At 70.8% G+C, this 16,612-nt stretch carries 11 protein-coding genes; 3 read left to right on the top strand and 8 right to left on the bottom strand.

The genetic code is table 11. The features are described from left to right. Positions 1-158 precede the first annotated feature (158 nt). Genes ACZ7MF_RS01855 through ACZ7MF_RS01845 form a run of 3 tightly spaced genes read right to left on the bottom strand, consistent with a single transcriptional unit; the run spans position 159 to position 1,623 of the window. Positions 159-1,073, bottom strand: coding sequence for a hypothetical protein (locus tag ACZ7MF_RS01855; RefSeq protein WP_471473939.1), 915 nt, complete (start codon positions 1,071-1,073; stop codon positions 159-161). Then, positions 1,070-1,288, bottom strand: a complete 219-nt coding sequence (locus tag ACZ7MF_RS01850) for a hypothetical protein (protein ID WP_471473938.1) — start codon at positions 1,286-1,288, stop codon at positions 1,070-1,072. The genes ACZ7MF_RS01855 and ACZ7MF_RS01850 overlap by 4 nt, the downstream gene beginning before the upstream one ends. Positions 1,289-1,323: 35 nt before the next feature. Further along, a complete protein-coding gene (locus tag ACZ7MF_RS01845) occupies positions 1,324-1,623 on the bottom strand; it encodes a WXG100 family type VII secretion target (protein WP_240330467.1) in 300 nt (99 codons plus the stop codon). Positions 1,624-1,896: 273 nt separating this feature from the next. Between ACZ7MF_RS01845 and ACZ7MF_RS01840 the strand changes: the two genes are divergently transcribed. Next, positions 1,897-6,495: an FtsK/SpoIIIE domain-containing protein gene (locus ACZ7MF_RS01840; RefSeq protein WP_471473937.1), complete on the top strand. Its 4,599-nt coding sequence runs from the start codon at positions 1,897-1,899 to the stop codon at positions 6,493-6,495. Positions 6,496-6,564: 69 nt separating this feature from the next. Here ACZ7MF_RS01840 and ACZ7MF_RS01835 read toward each other — a convergent pair whose 3' ends face one another. The 3 genes from ACZ7MF_RS01835 to ACZ7MF_RS01825 all read right to left on the bottom strand — a co-directional run bounded on the left by ACZ7MF_RS01835 (position 6,565) and on the right by ACZ7MF_RS01825 (position 11,789). Then, positions 6,565-8,871: a serine/threonine-protein kinase gene (locus ACZ7MF_RS01835; protein ID WP_471473935.1), complete on the bottom strand. Its 2,307-nt coding sequence runs from the start codon at positions 8,869-8,871 to the stop codon at positions 6,565-6,567. A 159-nt stretch (positions 8,872-9,030) separates the two neighbouring features. Beyond that, positions 9,031-10,866, bottom strand: coding sequence for a serine/threonine-protein kinase (locus ACZ7MF_RS01830; protein WP_471473934.1), 1,836 nt, complete (start codon positions 10,864-10,866; stop codon positions 9,031-9,033). Between the two features lie 74 nt (positions 10,867-10,940). Next, a complete protein-coding gene (locus ACZ7MF_RS01825) occupies positions 10,941-11,789 on the bottom strand; it encodes a menaquinone biosynthetic enzyme MqnA/MqnD family protein (RefSeq protein WP_356855457.1) in 849 nt (282 codons plus the stop codon). A gap of 293 nt (positions 11,790-12,082) precedes the next feature. On the opposite strand from ACZ7MF_RS01825, the gene ACZ7MF_RS01820 reads away from it, so the two are divergent. Together ACZ7MF_RS01820 and ACZ7MF_RS01815 are read left to right on the top strand one after the other, a co-directional pair. Beyond that, positions 12,083-12,286, top strand: coding sequence for a cold-shock protein (locus ACZ7MF_RS01820; protein WP_003992177.1), 204 nt, complete (start codon positions 12,083-12,085; stop codon positions 12,284-12,286). A gap of 146 nt (positions 12,287-12,432) precedes the next feature. Continuing rightward, a complete protein-coding gene (locus ACZ7MF_RS01815) occupies positions 12,433-13,077 on the top strand; it encodes a class I SAM-dependent DNA methyltransferase (protein WP_471473933.1) in 645 nt (214 codons plus the stop codon). A gap of 32 nt (positions 13,078-13,109) precedes the next feature. Here the strand turns inward: ACZ7MF_RS01815 and ACZ7MF_RS01810 are convergent, their stop codons facing one another. Beyond that, on the bottom strand, positions 13,110-15,038 hold the full coding sequence (locus tag ACZ7MF_RS01810) for an AMP-dependent synthetase/ligase (RefSeq protein ID WP_471473931.1): 1,929 nt from the start codon (positions 15,036-15,038) through the stop codon (positions 13,110-13,112). Positions 15,039-15,261: 223 nt separating this feature from the next. Next, complete coding sequence (locus ACZ7MF_RS01805) at positions 15,262-16,548, bottom strand: acetyl-CoA C-acetyltransferase (RefSeq protein WP_471473930.1); 1,287 nt, start codon at positions 16,546-16,548, stop codon at positions 15,262-15,264. Positions 16,549-16,612: the final 64 nt, after the last annotated feature.

Raw genomic sequence — 16,612 nt, 5'->3', positions numbered from 1 at the left:
GCTCAGCCGATTCCGAAGGCGCCGGTGACGCGTGCACCGGTGCCGCGGGCGGCGACCTGATCAGCCGACGATGCAGGCGGGATGTTGAGGGCGGAGGAACCAGCAGTGGGAGGCATATGAACCGTTGCATCGACCAGGGAAGGGAGTAGTAGCAACTCTCAGAGATCTTCGGGGTGATAGTCCGAAACATCGATGTCGCGTCCTTCTCCATCCAGGACCAGGCTTGCCTCGGAGGCCCCGAAGACAGAGGTGAGTCGACGGGGAAGAAGAATGTCGACATTATAGTGGCCGCATGGATTTTGCGTGATGACGGGAGACACGGAACCCGGCATTTCGATTTCTTCCGCGTAATCCAGAACGGCCTTCCGCTGCCGCTGATTCAGATCAGCCAAAGTGAGCAACACCGGCGCCCGCATCAGATATCGAGTCAAACGCCTCCGAGAACGACAGCTCAACCTACACCAAGAACCGTCCAAAAAAGTGATCGTGAAATCATTGCCGTCTTTGAAGTTCTTCAGCTCGACCCCACGGATGTCAGCGCGTGAGGTTTGCCAAATGACCTCGTCGTCAATCGCTTCCATGTTCTTCCCGTCATAGGGAAGTTCGACGACGAGGATCCTGCGGTCGGTGACGATGAGATGTGTCCGCCAGTACTTCTGATTCACTCGCCCCGGATCCAGCTGCCAGGGAAGCGTCCTACCGATGGTTCCTTGCGCGGCCCACATCACGGGAAAGTCATCGACCTCGTTGGCAGGGTCATCGGGTGTGTCCGATCCGGAATCAGCGGACGAGGGGGTGGCGATGTTGCCACCCGCGGCGCTCAGGGCCGCCATGACAGTCACTCCGGTGACCCTTGCGGTGCCTTTCAACAACCGGCGTGCCATGGTGTTGCCAGTCGACCGAGGGATGAAGGACGGGCCTTCCGGCCACCCCTGAAGCTCGTGCTGGACGTCGTTGCGCTCCGTGTCGCGAAACCAGCGCATCCCTCTCACAAGCGGCGCCGCACCCGTCGCAAAGGTCACGGGCGCGCGTGCGAGCAGCTTCTCTCCGGGTTCGGGCTGCCAGACGTTCACAGCAACTCGGCCAGATCCAGATCCAACTTGCCGATTGAGTCGCCGATCATGTTGATCATCTTGACCGCCCCTTGTGTGTGCTCACCGAGCTGCTTGATGCCGTACGCCCGTTCGTCGGCGACGTCCTGTACGTCCTCGACGAGCTGGCTCCCCCGACGAGACCAAACGCACCAAACACCGACGACGAGGGTGCGATGGAACGTGATGCTTCCCATCGCACCCCCTCCGCTCAGCCTGCGGGCACCGGTGATCAGCCCTTGGCGCTCTTCGCCAGCTGCTCGTCCAGGTCCTCGTACGCCTTCTTGGCGTTGGTGAGGAACTTGGACAGGCCCTCCAGGCCCTTCACGGTCTTGGCCGCGCCCTTGGTGAAGTCCTTGATGGACTCGTCGTACGCGCCGGAGGCCTTCTGCGTGGTGAAGCCGTTGGCGACCAGCTCCTCCACACCCTTCTCGATGGCCTTCAACATGTCTTCCATGTCGCCCATCGCTTTGATGAGGTCGGTGGCCTTCTTCTCCATCTCGGCGTAAGTAAGGTCTGTGTCCTTCGCCATGACAGCTCTCCCTCCCATCGCCTCAGGGCCTTCCCCCGTGGCGTGACTGAAGCGGTCCGCCCCCACGTCCAGGGCCGTCCGCATGAGCAAAGATCCTACGGGTGGAGCTGTTGGGGCGACAGGGATGCCCGGCAGCACAGGCGTGAACCGGTGCACATCCCGGCCCGTGCGGCCCCGCGCATCCCGTTGCGCGGGGGCGAGGTACGGCGGCTAAGGTCGCTTCACTGTGTTCAGCGTTCCGGGGGCGGCCTCAGCCCAGCGAGGAGGACGAACGTGCGCCTGAGTCTGACCGTCGTCGACCCGGTCGGCGGAGCCAGCACCGATGTGGTGCTCGACGCCGATCCGGAGTCGTCGGTCGGCGACATCACTCGGGAGCTGGCGCGGCATGTCGGTGTCACCGGTGGTGCGGAGATCATCCCCATCGGCGGGCGCCCCGGCCCGGGCGGTACACCGCAGGCCTTCGTCGACGGCTACGCCCTCGACCCCGACGCCAACATCGTCGGCTCACCGCTGCGCGAGGGCGCTGTCGTCAGCCTGCACGATCCTGCGGGCTGCGTGTCCGGCGAGCCGACGGGTGTCGTGGAGTTCCGCGTGGCCGGCGGTCCCGCCGCCGGTGCCGTGCACCGGCTGGGTGTCGGCCGGTACGACATCGGCAGCGGCCCCGCCGCGCACCTGCGCATCGACGACCCCGAACTCGCCGCGCGTGCCGCCACTGTGTCCATCGCCATGGACGGCACCTGCGACGTCACCCTTCACGGCATCGAGCCGAAGAACGCCGCGGACGAGAAGAAGGAGAAGGAGAAGGGTGGTGACAGCACACACCCCCGGCTCGACGGCGAGGACTTCGAGGGCGGCAGCTGGCCCCTCGGGTCGCAACTCGCCCTCGGCAACACGCTCCTGGAGATAGCCGGCTACTCCCCTCCCGACGCCGCCCTGAAGTGGTCGGAAGACGGAGCCGGGCTCGACTACAACCGGCCTCCGCGACTGCGCCCGGCGGAGCGCAAGACACAGTTCCGGCTGCCTTCTCCGCCCAGGGAGTACGAAGTCCGGCCGCTGCCCTGGCTGATGGCTCTGTTCCCGCTGGTCGGCGCGGTCGTGTCCGTCATGATCTTCGGGCGCTGGTACTACTTGATCATGGCTCTGCTGAGCCCGGTCATGCTGTTCGGCAACTACTTCAACGACAAGAAGCACGGGCGCAAGTCCCATGCGAAGCAGGTCAAGGAGTACAAGGAGACCAAGGAGCGGATCGAGAAGGACGCCCAGGACGCGCTGCGACTGGAGCGGCTCGACCGACGAGGCGCCAGTCCCGACCCCGCCTCCGTGCTGGCCTTCGGCACCGGCCCTCGTACCCGGTTGTGGGAGCGGCGGCGCACGGACGCCGACCATCTGCTCCTCCGGGTCGGCACCGGCCAGGTGCCGTCCGAGGTCGTTCTCGACGACCCTGAGCAGGACGAGCACAAGCGTCAGGTCACCTGGGAGATCGAGGACTCTCCCGTCGCACTGCCGCTGAGGGACCTGGGCGTCATCGGTGTCGCGGGGCCCGGCGACTCGGCGCAGGCACTCGCGAGATGGGTCGTGGCGCAGACCGCGGTGCTGCACAGCCCGATGGATGTCCAGTTCTACGTGCTCACCGAGAACCACGCGCAGCCGCGCTGGGACTGGGTCCGCTGGCTCCCGCACGCCCGCCCCACGAGCGGCCAGGACGTCAACGTGGTGATCGGGACGGACTCCGAGACCGTGAGCGCCCGGGTCGGCGAGCTGACGCAGCTGCTCGACGCCAGGCAGAAGGCCCTGAAGGAGAACAACAGCGGTGGTGTCGGCCCCGCCTTCTCCGACCCGGACATCGTCGTCGTGTGGGACGGATCGCGTCGGCTGAGGTCGCTGCCGGGCGTGGTACGGCTCCTGCGGGAAGGGCCGGCGGTCGCCATGTACGCGATCTGCCTGGACGAGGAGGAGCGCTTCCTGCCCGGCGAATGCCAGGCCTTCGTCGTCGCCGAGCCGCTGGCCCACGACGCCGCCGTCGCCGCACGGCCCGGCAACCCCCCGCAGGCCGCCGCCGGTGGCTTCCCCTCCTTCCAGGGCTGGTACCAAGGTGCCCAACAGCACCAGCAGGCCGCCGAGCAGGCCCCCGAACTGCGACTGCGCGTCGAGCAGACCGGTGCCCGGCGCAGGTCCGGTGTACGGCCCGACCTCGTCTCCCCGGCCTGGTGCGCGCGGCTGTCCCGGGCGCTGGCGCCCCTGCGCGACATCAGTGGCGAGACCGAGGACTCCGCACTCCCGTCCTCGAGCCGGCTCCTCGACGTGCTCCAGCTGGAGCCCCCGACCCGCGACGACGTCGCCGCGCGCTGGCGCATGGGCGGACAGTCCACCATGGCCGTCATCGGTGAGTCGTACGACGGCCCCTTCGGCATCGACATCCGGCGCGACGGCCCGCACGGCCTCATCGCCGGTACGACCGGTTCGGGCAAGTCGGAGCTGCTCCAGACCATCGTGGCCGCACTCGCCGTCGCCAACACGCCCGAGAACATGACGTTCGTCCTCGTCGACTACAAGGGCGGGTCCGCCTTCAAGGACTGCGTCAAACTCCCGCACACCGTCGGCATGGTCACCGACCTCGACGCGCACCTCGTCGAACGCGCTCTGGAATCGCTGGGCGCGGAGCTGAAGCGGCGCGAGCACATTCTCGCCGCCGCCGACGCCAAGGACATCGAGGACTATCAGGACCTGTCGCGCCGGGACCCGTCCCACCCGCCCGTGCCCCGACTGCTCATCGTCATCGACGAGTTCGCGTCGATGGTGCGCGACCTGCCGGACTTCGTGACGGGGCTCGTCAACATCGCGCAGCGAGGCCGCTCCCTCGGCATTCACCTCCTGCTGGCCACCCAGCGGCCGAGTGGTGTCGTGTCGCCCGAGATCCGCGCCAACACCAACCTGCGGATCGCCCTGCGCGTGACCGACGCCGGTGAGTCGACCGACGTCATCGACGCTCCGGAAGCCGGTCACATCGCCAAGAGCACCCCGGGCCGCGCGTACGTCCGACTCGGCCACGCCTCCCTCATCCCCTTCCAGTCCGGCCGCGTCGGTGGCCGCCGCCCCGGTGCCGCCGATCCGGCGGCGCTCGCCCCGTGGGCCGGGCAGCTCTCCTGGCAGGAACTGGGGCGGGCCGCGCTGACGAAGCCCAAGACCGAGGCACGGGAGGACGACGAGATCACCGACCTCAAGGTCCTGGTCGACGCCATCCGGGAAGCCAACCAGACCCTCGGCATTCCGGCCCAGCACTCTCCGTGGCTGCCCGCTCTTGACGAGTCCCTGCTGTTGGACGACATTCCGGAGGTGGGCAGCCAGGGGGCGCTGTCGGCGGCCCCGTACGGCATCGCGGACCTGCCGTCCGACCAGGCCCGCCGCCCGGTGGTCGTCGACTTCGCCACCTTCGGGCACCTGCTCGTCGCCGGTGGCCCACGCAGTGGCCGCTCGCAGGTGCTGCGTACCATCGCGGGCTCCCTGGCCCGCACCCTGTCGAGCGCCGACGTCCATCTGTACGGCATCGACTGCGGCAACGGCGCCCTGAACGCACTGACCCGGCTGCCGCACTGCGGCGCGGTCGTCAGCCGCAATCAGCAGGAACGGGTCATCCGGTTCTTCAACCGGCTCACCGGTGAACTCACCCGGCGACAGGACCTGCTGGCGGAGAAGGGCTACGCCGACATCGGGGAGCAGCGGACCGCCGCGGCCGAGGACGAGCGACTGCCCCACATCGTGGTCCTCCTCGACCGTTGGGAGGGCTGGCTGCCCACGCTCGGCGAGTACAACCACGGCGACCTCACCGACCAGGTGATGGCGATGATGCGCGAGGGCGCGAGCGTCGGCCTGCACCTGGTGATCACCGGCGACCGTCAGCTGCTGACGGGGCGGATCTCCTCCCTCACCGAGGACAAGTACGGTCTGCGCCTCGCGGACCGCGGCGACTTCTCGTTGCTGGACATCAACGCGCGCAAGATCCCCGAGGAGATTCCGCCCGGCCGCGGCTTCGCGAGCGGGACGGCGATCGAGACCCACTTCGCCCTGCTCGCCGAGGACACCACCGGTCAGGGTCAGGCTGCGGCGCTCGCCGCGATCGGTGAGGCGGCGACCGCCCGGGACGCCGGCCTGCCGCGCTCCCGCCGCCCGTTCCGCGTCGACGTCCTGCCCAGCCGGATCTCCTTCGCCGACGCCTGGGCCATGCGCGACCCGGTGGCGAGCGCTTCCCCGCTGTGGGCGCTGGTCGGTGTCGGCGGTGACGAGCTCACCGCCTTCGGCCCGGACCTCGCCCAGGGCGTCCCGGCGTTCGTGATCGGCGGGCCCGCGAAGTCCGGGCGCAGCACGGTGCTGCTGAACGTCGCGCGCTCCTGCCTCGCCCAGGGCGTACGGCTGATCCTGGCGGCACCCCGGCCGTCCCCGCTGCGTGAACTGGAGGGGACGGAGGGCGTCCTGAAGGTCTTCACCGGCCGGGACATCGACGAGGACGAGATGGAGGAGCTCGTCGGGACGGCCAGTCCCGAGCAGCCGATCGTCGTCCTGGTCGATGACGCCGAGGTGCACGACGACTGCGACGCGGAGGACATCTTCAAGCGCATCGTCGAACGCGGGGTGGAGGAAGGCCTGGCCGTCGTCATCGCAGGTGACGAGGAGGAGATCTGCGACGGCTTCTCCGGTTGGCAGGTCGACATGAAGAAGGCCCGCCGTGGCATCCTGCTGTCCCCGCAGGACAGCTCCGCGGGAGAGCTGATCGGCATCCGCACGAACCGCAGCATGGTCGGCGGCCAGATCACTCCCGGCAAGGGCATGCTGCACCTCGGCAGCGGGGAGCACCTGACGGTCACGACGCCGATGTGACGGGCACCGGCCCCCCGGAAAGGACGACGGGCCGCGGGACCGAGAGGTCTCCGCGGCCCGTCGTCCTCGCTACACCGCGGGCAGCGCGTAGATCTCGTGGCCGTGCGTCGCCAGCAGTCGGTTGCCCGCGAGGGCGACCTGCCACGGCTCGCCGACGGCCTTGCTGTCGGTGTACGTCCAGCGGAGCTTGCCCGTCCGCGTCTCCAGGGCGACGATGCCGCCGTCGACGGAGCCGGTGGCCCCGTACAGGGTCGAGCCCACGCGGCGGAACGACTCCGGTCCGTCGACGTCCAGTTCGTCGCAGAGCCAGTTGCGCTTGCCGGTCTTGACGTTCACCGCCCATACGCCGTCGTCGTGGTCGCTGACGTAGAGCACGCCGTCGACGACCGTCGGGTTGTCGAAGCCGCGTCGGCCGGCCGGGTCGAGTGTCCAGGCCGTACTGCCCTTCTCCACGTCGACGGCCTTGAGTTCGTCGCCCGGGAGGAAGACGAGGCCGTTCGCGACCGTGGGCTGCCAGGACCACTCGTCACCGATCTTCCTGGTCCACACCTGGCCGCCGGTGGCGGTGTCCCGGACGGTGAGGTTGAGGTTCGAGTCGGCGTAGACCAGGTACTTGCCCGAGGCGGTGCCCTGGACGTCGTAGTCCTTCGTGCCCCAGTCCCGGTGCTGAATCCACGTCTTCTTTCCCGTGGTGTGGCTGACGGCCGCGACGGCCGTGCGGTACTCGGTGGCGCTCTTCGACTGGCCGTAGTCGGTCGCCGTGACGTAGACGTTCTTGTCGTCGATCGCGATCGTGTCCTCGACGGACAGCTGCTTGCCGAGGCGGCTGCGCCAGGCCTCTTCGCCGGTCTTGACGTCGTAGGCGACCAGGGCGCCCTCGTAGTCGCCGTCGGCGAGGAACACCTTGCCGTCGTGGAAGAGGAGTTGGGCCCCGGGCCGGCAGATGCCCGCCTTGGTCCAGCGGGCCTTGCCGGTCCGGACGTCGTAGGCCACGAGCGGGTCGCCGCTGACCAGGAGCAGTCCGTCGTGGGTGAGGAGCGGTACGCGCGGGCTGGTGCTGTCCTTCCCGGCCGACTTGTGCCACAGCGGCTGGGGGGCCACCCCGGCGGGCGGGGTCGTGAAGTCGCCGTCCGCCGGATCGGCCGAAGTCCCGGTGCCGGGTGTCCCTTTCGCGTCGTCGGAGGCGTCGTCCGACGTGAGCGCCCACGCGATACCGCCCCCGGCCACCGCGACGGCTGCCGCGCCGCCCAGGGCCATGCCGAGGACGCGACGACGGGAGTGGGCGGGAGCGGGCTCTGCGGCCTGTCCGACTTGGACGGTGCCGGGCAGGGAAGTCCCGTACGCGGGTACCGAGGCGCCGCCGGGCATCGTGCCATGAGCGGCCGTTCCGGTCGACGAGGCGCCGTCGAGCATGGTCGGTGCCGGACCGAAACCTGCCGCCGGGTGGTTCTCCGGCTGCGGAGCAGTCTGCGGCGTTCCGGGTGCCTCCAGGTCCAGGATCCCCGCGGCGTGGGTCGCGATGGTCGATGCGACGGCCGACGGCAGCCAGTCGTGGAGGGCGGCGTCGATGCCCTGCCCGGCGAGCGCGGCGACGATCTCACCCGGCGCCGGACGCTGTGTCGGGTCCTTCGTCAGGCAGGCGCGGACGAGTCCCAGCAACGAGGGGGGCACGTCCGTCAGGTCGGGTTCTCCGTGCACGACCTGGTAGAGCATCCCCGCGTGCGAGGTCGTGCCGTCGCCGAAGGCGCCCCGCCCGGTGGCCGCGAACGCGAGCACGGAACCGAGGGAGAAGACGTCGCCCGCGACGCCGACGTCCTTGCCCATCGCCTGCTCCGGCGACATGTAGCCGGGCGAGCCGACCACCACTCCGGTCTGCGTCATGCGGCTGCCGTCCACTGCCCGTGCGATGCCGAAGTCGATGAGCCGGGGTCCGTCGGCGGCGAGCAGAACGTTGGAAGGCTTGAGGTCGCGGTGCATCAGGCCCGCCGCGTGGATGTCCTGCAGAGCCGCGGCGAGACCGGCGGCCAGTGCGCGAACCGTGCGTTCGGGCAGCGCCCCATGGGCCGCGACCACGTCGGTCAGATCGGGGCCGAGGACGTACGACGTGGCGAGCCAGGGCAGCGGCGCGTCCGGGTCGGCGTCCGCGACGGGGGCGGTGAACCGGCCGGAGACCGCCTTCGCGATCTCGACCTCGTGCCGGAAACGCTCGCGGAAGTCGTGGTCGGCAGCGAGGTCGGGGCGGACCACCTTGACCGCGACGGTACGGCCGCCGGGCGAGCGGGCGAGGTAGACGCGGCCCATTCCACCGGCGCCAAGCCTTCGCAGGAGGCGATAACTGCCCAGCTCCCGCGGATCGTCCGACTGCAGTGTCTCCATGGCGGGCCTTCCCCGTAGCGAAACCTTGACGAACGCCTTGACGAACGGTCATCTCGTCGCCGGTGTCCGTATCGCAGACACAGTAGTAACCACGGGGGCAGGACCATGACCGGGGCATGGCGCGGCGGAGGCGGTGGGCGGGGTGGCGAACCGGCCCGGCTACTCGATCTTCGACAGTCGTGCCTCAGGCCGGCCCGACTCCTCGCTCTTCGACGCGTAGTCGAGGTCGTCGCCGACCGGGGTGAAGGTGACGGTCGTGGGGGCGGGGTTGCAGCCGTCGTGGTTGCCCTCGGCGCCGACGGACCCGGCGACGAGCTGCTTCTCCGTCACCTTCTTGAGGGTGATCACGTCGACGCAGACGCCGCCCAGCGCGTCGGTCTGGCGGAGCCTGCCCAGTTCCTGGCCGACCTTCGCCTGCTTGATGGTGATCCGGAAGGTACCCAGCGGCAGCTTGCCCTTCAGGGCGGCGCCCTGGCCCTCCCAGGTGCCGACGTAGCGCGCGGGCAGCCCGCCGGGGGTGGCGGCCGGGGGATCGTGGGAGGCCTCGTTGCCCCCTGCGTTGTTCGCGTCGTTGCCCGAGCCCGGCAGCAGGTCCAGGACGAACACCGACCCCACCGTCACCGCCGCCAGCGCTCCCGCCACCGCCAATGCCACGGTGCAGCTGATCCGCCGGCCGCGTCCCTGGGCGCCCTGCGTCGAGGTCGCCGCGACGGAGAGGGCGAGCCTGCCGGGCGGGTGGCCCGCCCCCGACCCTGTGCCCGGACCCGCGCCCGACCCCGTGCCCGGCCCGGTGTCCGGACCGGCGCCCGCGTCGCCGCCCGGCCGCTCCGGGCCCCTCGGGCCGGGGACGGGCGAGGAGGAGGACGGCGACGGGGACGGAGACGGAGACGGGAGCGACATCGAGGGCGCGGTGGGTGTCGGCATCACCGGCGGCGGGCCGAAGACACCGGAGGCCGCGGGCGCCGCCCCGCCCTCCGGTCCCGGCGAAGCACCCTCCGGTCCCGGCGAAGCACCCTCCGCGACCTCCGCGCCCGCCGTGACCGACGGCCGGCTGAACCCCACGGGTCCCGACGCCTCCCCCGCGGGCGCCCCCGACGCCGCCTCCAGGTTCAGCAGCCGTACGGCGCTCCGGCTGACCCGCTCCACCAGCGCCCCCGGCAGCCAGCCGCCGGTCACCAGGCGGGCGGCGCCCTCGGGGGCCAGGCGCCGGGCCACCTCGGCGGGCGCCGGACGGGCGGACGGGTCCTTCGCCAGGCAGGACGCGACCAGCTCGCGCAGTTCCCCGTCGTCCAGGCCGTCGAGGCTCGGCTCCTCGTGGACGACCTTGTAGAGGAGGGCGGCCGAGGAGTCACCCGGGAAGGGCGGCTGTCCCGTCGTCGCGTACGCCAGCACGGCACCCAGCGAGAAGACGTCCGCCGCCCCGGTCACGCCCTTGCCGAGGATCTGCTCGGGGGACATGTAGCCGGGGGAGCCGATGGACACGCCCGTCGAGGTCAGGGAGGCGGTGCCGTCCGTGGCGCGGGCGATGCCGAAGTCGATCAGGAGGGGGCCGTCGAGAGTGAGGAGGATGTTGGACGGCTTCACGTCACGGTGGACCAGGCCCAGCTCGTGCACCGCGGCCAGCGCCTCGCCGAGGCCCGCGCCGAGCGCCCGTACCGAGTGGGCGGGCAGCGGGCCGCCGTCCGCGACGGCCGCCGTCAGCGACGGACCGGCCGCGTACGCCGTGGCGACCCACGGCACGCGCGCCTCGGGGTCGGCGTCCAGTACGGGCGCGGTCCAGGCGCCGCCGACCCGGCGGGCGGCGGCCACCTCGCGCCGGAACCGGGCCCGGAACTCCTCGTCCAGCGCGAAGTGCGGGTGCACGATCTTCACCGCGACCGTGCGGCCGCCCGCGCTGCGGCCCAGGTAGACCCGGCCCATGCCGCCGGAGCCCAGCCGGCCGAGCAGCCGGTAGGGCCCCACGACGGTGGGTTCGTCGACTTCGAGCGGCCGCATGGCGTCCACCCCTCCCCCGTACGCCGGTACCTGCCAGCAGGGTAGTGGGCCGCCCACCGCGACGCCCCGGGCGTTCAGGGCTGGAGCAGCTCCACCTTCACGTCCGCCGGGAAGCCCGTGGTGGGGCCGACGCGGCGGGCGAACTCCGTGACCGCCTCCAGCTGCGGGGCGCCGAAGCGGAAGTCGAGGGTGGTGAAGTACTTCGCCAGGGTCTCCTCGTCGAAGGCCTCCCAGCGGGCGGCCTGCTCCGCGACCTTCTCGACCTCCTCCAGGGAGAGGTTGCGGGAGGCGAGGAAGGCTTCGTGCACCTTGCGGGTGATGACCGGCTCGCGCTCCGCGTAGTCGCGCCGGGCCGCCCAGACCGCGAAGACGAACGGCAGGCCCGTCCACTCCTTCCACAGGGCGCCCAGGTCGTGCACGTCGAGGCCGTAGCGCGGGCCGTCGATCATGTTGGCGCGCAGGGCGGCGTCCCCGATGAGGACGGCCGCGTCGGCCTCCTGCATCATCAGGCTCAGGTCCGGCGGGCAGGTGTAGTAGTCCGGCTGGACGCCGAAGCGCTCCGACAGGAGGAGCTGGGCCAGGCGTACGGAGGTGCGCGAGGTCGACCCGAGGGCGACCCGGGCGCCGTCCAGGCGGTCCAGCGGGACCTGGGAGACGATCACGCACGACATCACGGGGCCGTCGCAGCCGACGGCGATGTCGGGGAAGGCGACGAGGTCGTCGGCGTTCTTGAGGAATTCGACCAGGGTGACGGGACCGATGTCGAGATCACCGCGCACCAGCTGCTCGCTGAGCTTCTCCGGGGTGTCCTTCGTCAGCTCGAAGTCGAGGAGCGTGCCTGTTCTCGCGAGCCCCCAGTACAGGGGCAGGCAGTTCAGGAACTGGATGTGGCCGACACGCGGCCGGGTGCGAGAATTGTCCACATCGCGAGGCTAGACCTCCCCCGTGATCCGCCCGCCGCCGACCCCCGGCGTCAGCCGAACGGCGCAGGTGTTCAAACGTCCGGGTGAAGTGATCTTGACCTCTGTTGCGCTCGGGGGCCTGCGTGCTAGGCTCACAGCAAGTTGCAGTTTGGTTTCCCTTGCAGTACAGAGCCTGCGGAGCATGTGACCGCGGGCTCTCGTCGTTCTCAGACGTATGCAGTTGTGCGACATTCAAAGTCTTCACACTTGCTGGGTTCTGGAGCAGGGCAACCCTTTGGGCCCAAGGAGGGCTTATGGCTACCGGAACCGTGAAGTGGTTCAACGCCGAAAAGGGCTTTGGATTCATCGCCCAGGAAGGCGGCGGCCCCGACGTCTTCGTCCACTACTCCGCGATCAACGCGAGCGGCTTCCGCTCCCTCGAGGAGAACCAGCAGGTGTCCTTCGACGTCACGCAGGGCCCCAAGGGTCCGCAGGCTGAGAATGTCACTCCTGTCTGATTGACAGCAGTACCCAAGGAGCCCCGCGCCGGTTTCGGCGACGGGGCTCCTGTCTTTGTGAACCCTTCGTGAATCCTCACCGACTCCGGCTGGCAGTGGCTGTCAGTGGGTCAGTGGCTGTCAGTGGCTGCCACTAGGGTCCGCCCATGACCGCCGATCCCGCCTTCGTGGCCACCACCAGGACCTTCTACGACGCCATCGCCGAGGACTACCACGTCCGCTTCCGCACCGTGCTCGACGACGCCCCGCTGGACCGGGCGCTGATGGGCGCCTTCGCCGAGCTGGTCGGGCCCACGGGGCAGGTGGCCGACCTCGGCTGCGGGCCAGGCCTGGTCACCGCGCACCTCGCCTCGCTGGGCCTGCGCGTCTTCGGCCTCGACCTGTCCTCCTCGATGCTCGCGATCGCGCGCCGCGAGAACCCGGGGCTGCGGTTCGAGCAGGGGTCCATGCTGGACCTCGACCTGCCGGACGGCGCCCTGGCGGGGGCGGTCTCCTGGTACTCGTCGATTCACACGCCGTGGGAGCGGCTGCCCGACCTCTTCGGCGAGGTGCGGCGTGTGCTGGCCCCGGGCGGGCACCTGCTGCTCGGCTTCCAGGTCGGTGACGAGCCGGGCCATCACGACCGGCCGTGGGGCCACCCGGTCGCCCTGGACTTCGAACGGCGGCGCCCGGAGCCGATGGCGGAGCTGCTGGAGCAGGCCGGGTTCACCGTGCTGTCCCGGACGGTGCGGGTCACCGAGGAGACCACTGTCGCCCAGGTCCCGCAGGCGTTCCTCATCGCCCGCCGCTGACCCCGGCCGCCGTCCTGCCCCTCGTACCGCGCCTACCCCTCGTACAGTCCCTCCACCGCCTCCGCGAAGTCCCGCATGATCACCTCGCGCCGGAGCTTCATGGAGGGGGTCAGGTGGCCCTCCCACTCGGTGAAGTCCCTGGGCAGGACGGCGAAGCGGCGGATGGACTCCGGGCGGGAGACCAGTTTGTTGGCCTCGTCGACGGCGCGCTGGAGCACCGCGTGGACCTCCTCGTCGTCCACCAGCAGCTCCGGCGGCACCGGGTGCTTGCCGTTCATCCGGCGCCAGTGGGTGACACCGTCCGGGTCGAGGGTGAACAGGGCGGAGACGTAGGGCCGGCGGTCGCCCAGGACGATGCACTGGGAGATCAGGGGGTGGGAGCGCAGCCAGTTCTCCAGCGGCGCCGGGGCGACGCTCTTGCCGCCCGCGGTGATCAGCAGCTCCTTCTTGCGGCCGGTGATCGTCAGATAGCCCTCGTCGTCCAGGCTGCCGATGTCACCGGTGGCGAACCAGCCGTCGGGTGCGGCCTGGACGACGCCCCCGGCCTGCGGGTCCCAGTAGCCGTGCAGGACCTGCTCCCCCGCGACCAGGATCTCGCCGTCGGCGGCGATGCGGATGCGGGTGCCGGGCAGCGGCCAGCCGACCGTGCCGAGGCGCGGCTTGAGCGGGGGCGTGACGGTGGCCGCGGCGGTGGTCTCGGTGAGGCCGTAGCCCTCGAAGATCTCGATGCCGGCGCCGGCGTAGAAGGCTGCCAGGCGGCGGCCGAGCGGGGAGCCGCCGCAGATGGCGTACTTGACCCGGCCGCCCATGGCGCTCCGGATCTTGCGGTAGACGAGCGGGTCGTAGAAGGAGCGAGCGGTCTTCAGGCCGCGGCCGGGGCCGCCGCCGGTGCCCGTCTGGCGGGCCTCCTTGGCCTCGCCGTAGCGCACCGCCACCGAGACCGCGCGGTCGAAGGCCGAGGCCCGGCCGCCGGACTCGGCCTTGGCACGGGCGCTGTTGAAGACCTTCTCCAGCATGTACGGGATGGTCAGCAGGCAGGTCGGCCGGAAGGCCGCCAGGTCGGGGAGCAGGTCCTCCGGCTTCAGGCTGGGCGCGTGGCCGAGGCGGACCCGGGCGCGGACGCAGGCCACGGCGACCATGCGGCCGAAGACGTGGGACATCGGCAGGAAGAGCAGGATCGAGGGCTCCTCGCCGGTCTCCGCCTTGAAGACGGGGTAGAGCAGCTCGATGGCGTTGTCGACCTCGGCGAAGAAGTTGCCGTGGGTGAGCACGCAGCCCTTGGGGCGGCCGGTGGTGCCGGAGGTGTAGATCAGGGTGGCCAGGGTGGACGGGCCGAGCATGCCGCGGCGCACCTCCACCTCCGCGTCCGGCACCCGCGCGCCCAGCTCCGCCAGCCGCTCCACGTGTCCCTTCTCCATGACCCACAGGTGCCCCAGGTCCGGGATGCGGTCCAGCTCGGGGCCGAGCGCCGCGGCCTGCGCGGTGGTCTCGGTGACGAGGGTGACGGCGCCGGAGTCCTGGAGGATCCAGCGGGTCTGGAAGAGCGAGGAGGTGGGGTAGATCGGAACGGTGACCAGTCCCGCCGCCCACGCGGCGAAGTCCAGCAGCGTCCACTCGTACGTCGTCCGCGCCATGATCGCGATACGGTCGCCCGGCAGCAGGCCCTCGGCGATCATGCCCTTGGCGACCGCCAGCACCTGACCGGCGAACTCGGCCGCCGTGACGTCGGACCAGTCGCCGTCCGGCGACCTGCGGCTGAGGACGACCTGGCCCGGGACCGCCGCCGCGTTGTCGAAGGGCAGGTCGGCGAGGGACCCGCGGCGCACCGGCGGCGCGAACGGCGGTACGTACGCCTCCCGTACGGCCCCGTCCAGCATCCGCGTCTCGGGCGCCACCAGGGTGGGGCCGGGCGAGTCGGCGTAGGCGGCGGATGCGGCGAAGGACGGAAGCGGGGTGGACACGGGCGGCTCCTGGGACGTGCAGCAAAGACACTGCTTCTGCTGTCGCTGCTCTGCTGCATCACGTACGTGCCTCGCGCGCCGAGGCGTTCATCGCCGGTTCCGCGGACATGGGTTACCGACGGTCAGTTCCGGGATCGTACGGCGCCCAGGTGGGGACTTGGTGCGCGTTCCACGATCTTCCCGCGCCGGAGGTGTGCAGTCTTGAGGGTTACCTGAGGGTAAGTCACGTTCGTTCCAGTATGGCGGTGACGCCCTGGCCGCCCGCCGCGCAGACGGAGATCAGGCCGCGCCCCGGTCCGTCCCGCTCGGCGAGCAGGGTGGCCAGGGTCGCCACGATACGGGCGCCGGTGGCGGCGAAGGGGTGGCCGGTGGCGAGGGAGGAGCCTGCCACGTTCAGGCGGGCCCGGTCCACCGGGGCCAGGCCGCGCTTCTCCCAGGCGGCCAGCGTGGCCAGCACCTGGGAGGCGAACGCCTCGTGGATCTCGACGAGGTCGAAGTCCCCGATGCCGAGCCCGGCCCGCTCCAGCATCCGCGGGACCGCGTACGCGGGCGCCATCAACAGGCCGTCCTCACCACCGGCCACATCCCCGCCGACGAAGTCCACGGCGGCCGTCTCGTACGCCGTGAGGTACGCGAGGGGTTCGACGCCCCGGGCCTCGGCCCACTCCTCGCTCGCCAGGAGCACCGTCGCGGCGCCGTCCGTCAGGGGTGTGGAGTTGCCCGCCGTCATGGTGGGGCCGGGGGCGTCGAGGCCGAACACCGGCTTGAGCGCGGCCAGTTTCCCGACGGTCGAGCCGGGGCGCAGGTTCTGGTCGCGGGCCAGGCCGCGGAAGGGGACCACCAGGTCCTGGAAGAGGCCGCGTTCGTACGCCGCCGCCAGCCGCTGGTGGCTCGTCGCGGCCAACGCGTCCTGGTCCTCACGGGAGATGCCCCAGGCCCGTGCGGTGACCGCGGCGTGCTCGCCCATCGACAGGCCGGTGCGCGGCTCGGCGTTGCGCGGGATGTCGGGGACCAGATGCCCCGGGCGGACCTTGGCCAGGGCCTTCAGTCTGCCGCCGGTGGACTTGGCCCGGCGGGCCTCCAGGAGGATGCGGCGCAGGCGGTCGTTGACGCCGAGCGGGGCGTCGCTCGCCGTGTCGGCGCCGCCCGCGATCGCCGACTCGGTCTGCCCGAGGGCGATCTTGTTGGCGGCGGCGATCACGGCCTGGAGCCCGGTCCCGCAGGCCTGCTGGATGTCGTAGGCGGGGGTGCGCGGGTCAAGGTCCGAGCCGAGGACCGTCTCGCGGGCGAGGTTGAAGTCCCGGCTGTGCTTGAGGACCGCACCGGCCACGAACTCGCCCACCGCGCCCGGGTCCTGGAGGCCGTGGCGCTCGACCAGCGCGTCGAGGGCCGCGGTGAGCATCTCCTGGTTGGAGGCGGTGGCGTACGGCCCGTCGGAGCGGGCGAAGGGGACGCGGGCGCCCCCGATGACCGCGACGCGGCGTGTGGGCTGGTGTGCCAGAGGACTCATCTCGACCTGCTCCTCACCCGTGACATAGGCTTACCTCCGGTAACCTTACTCCAGAGTAAGTAGC

This window comes from Streptomyces sp. NPDC111628, assembly GCF_055635195.1.
This window is presented reverse-complemented; position numbering and strand designations above follow the sequence as displayed.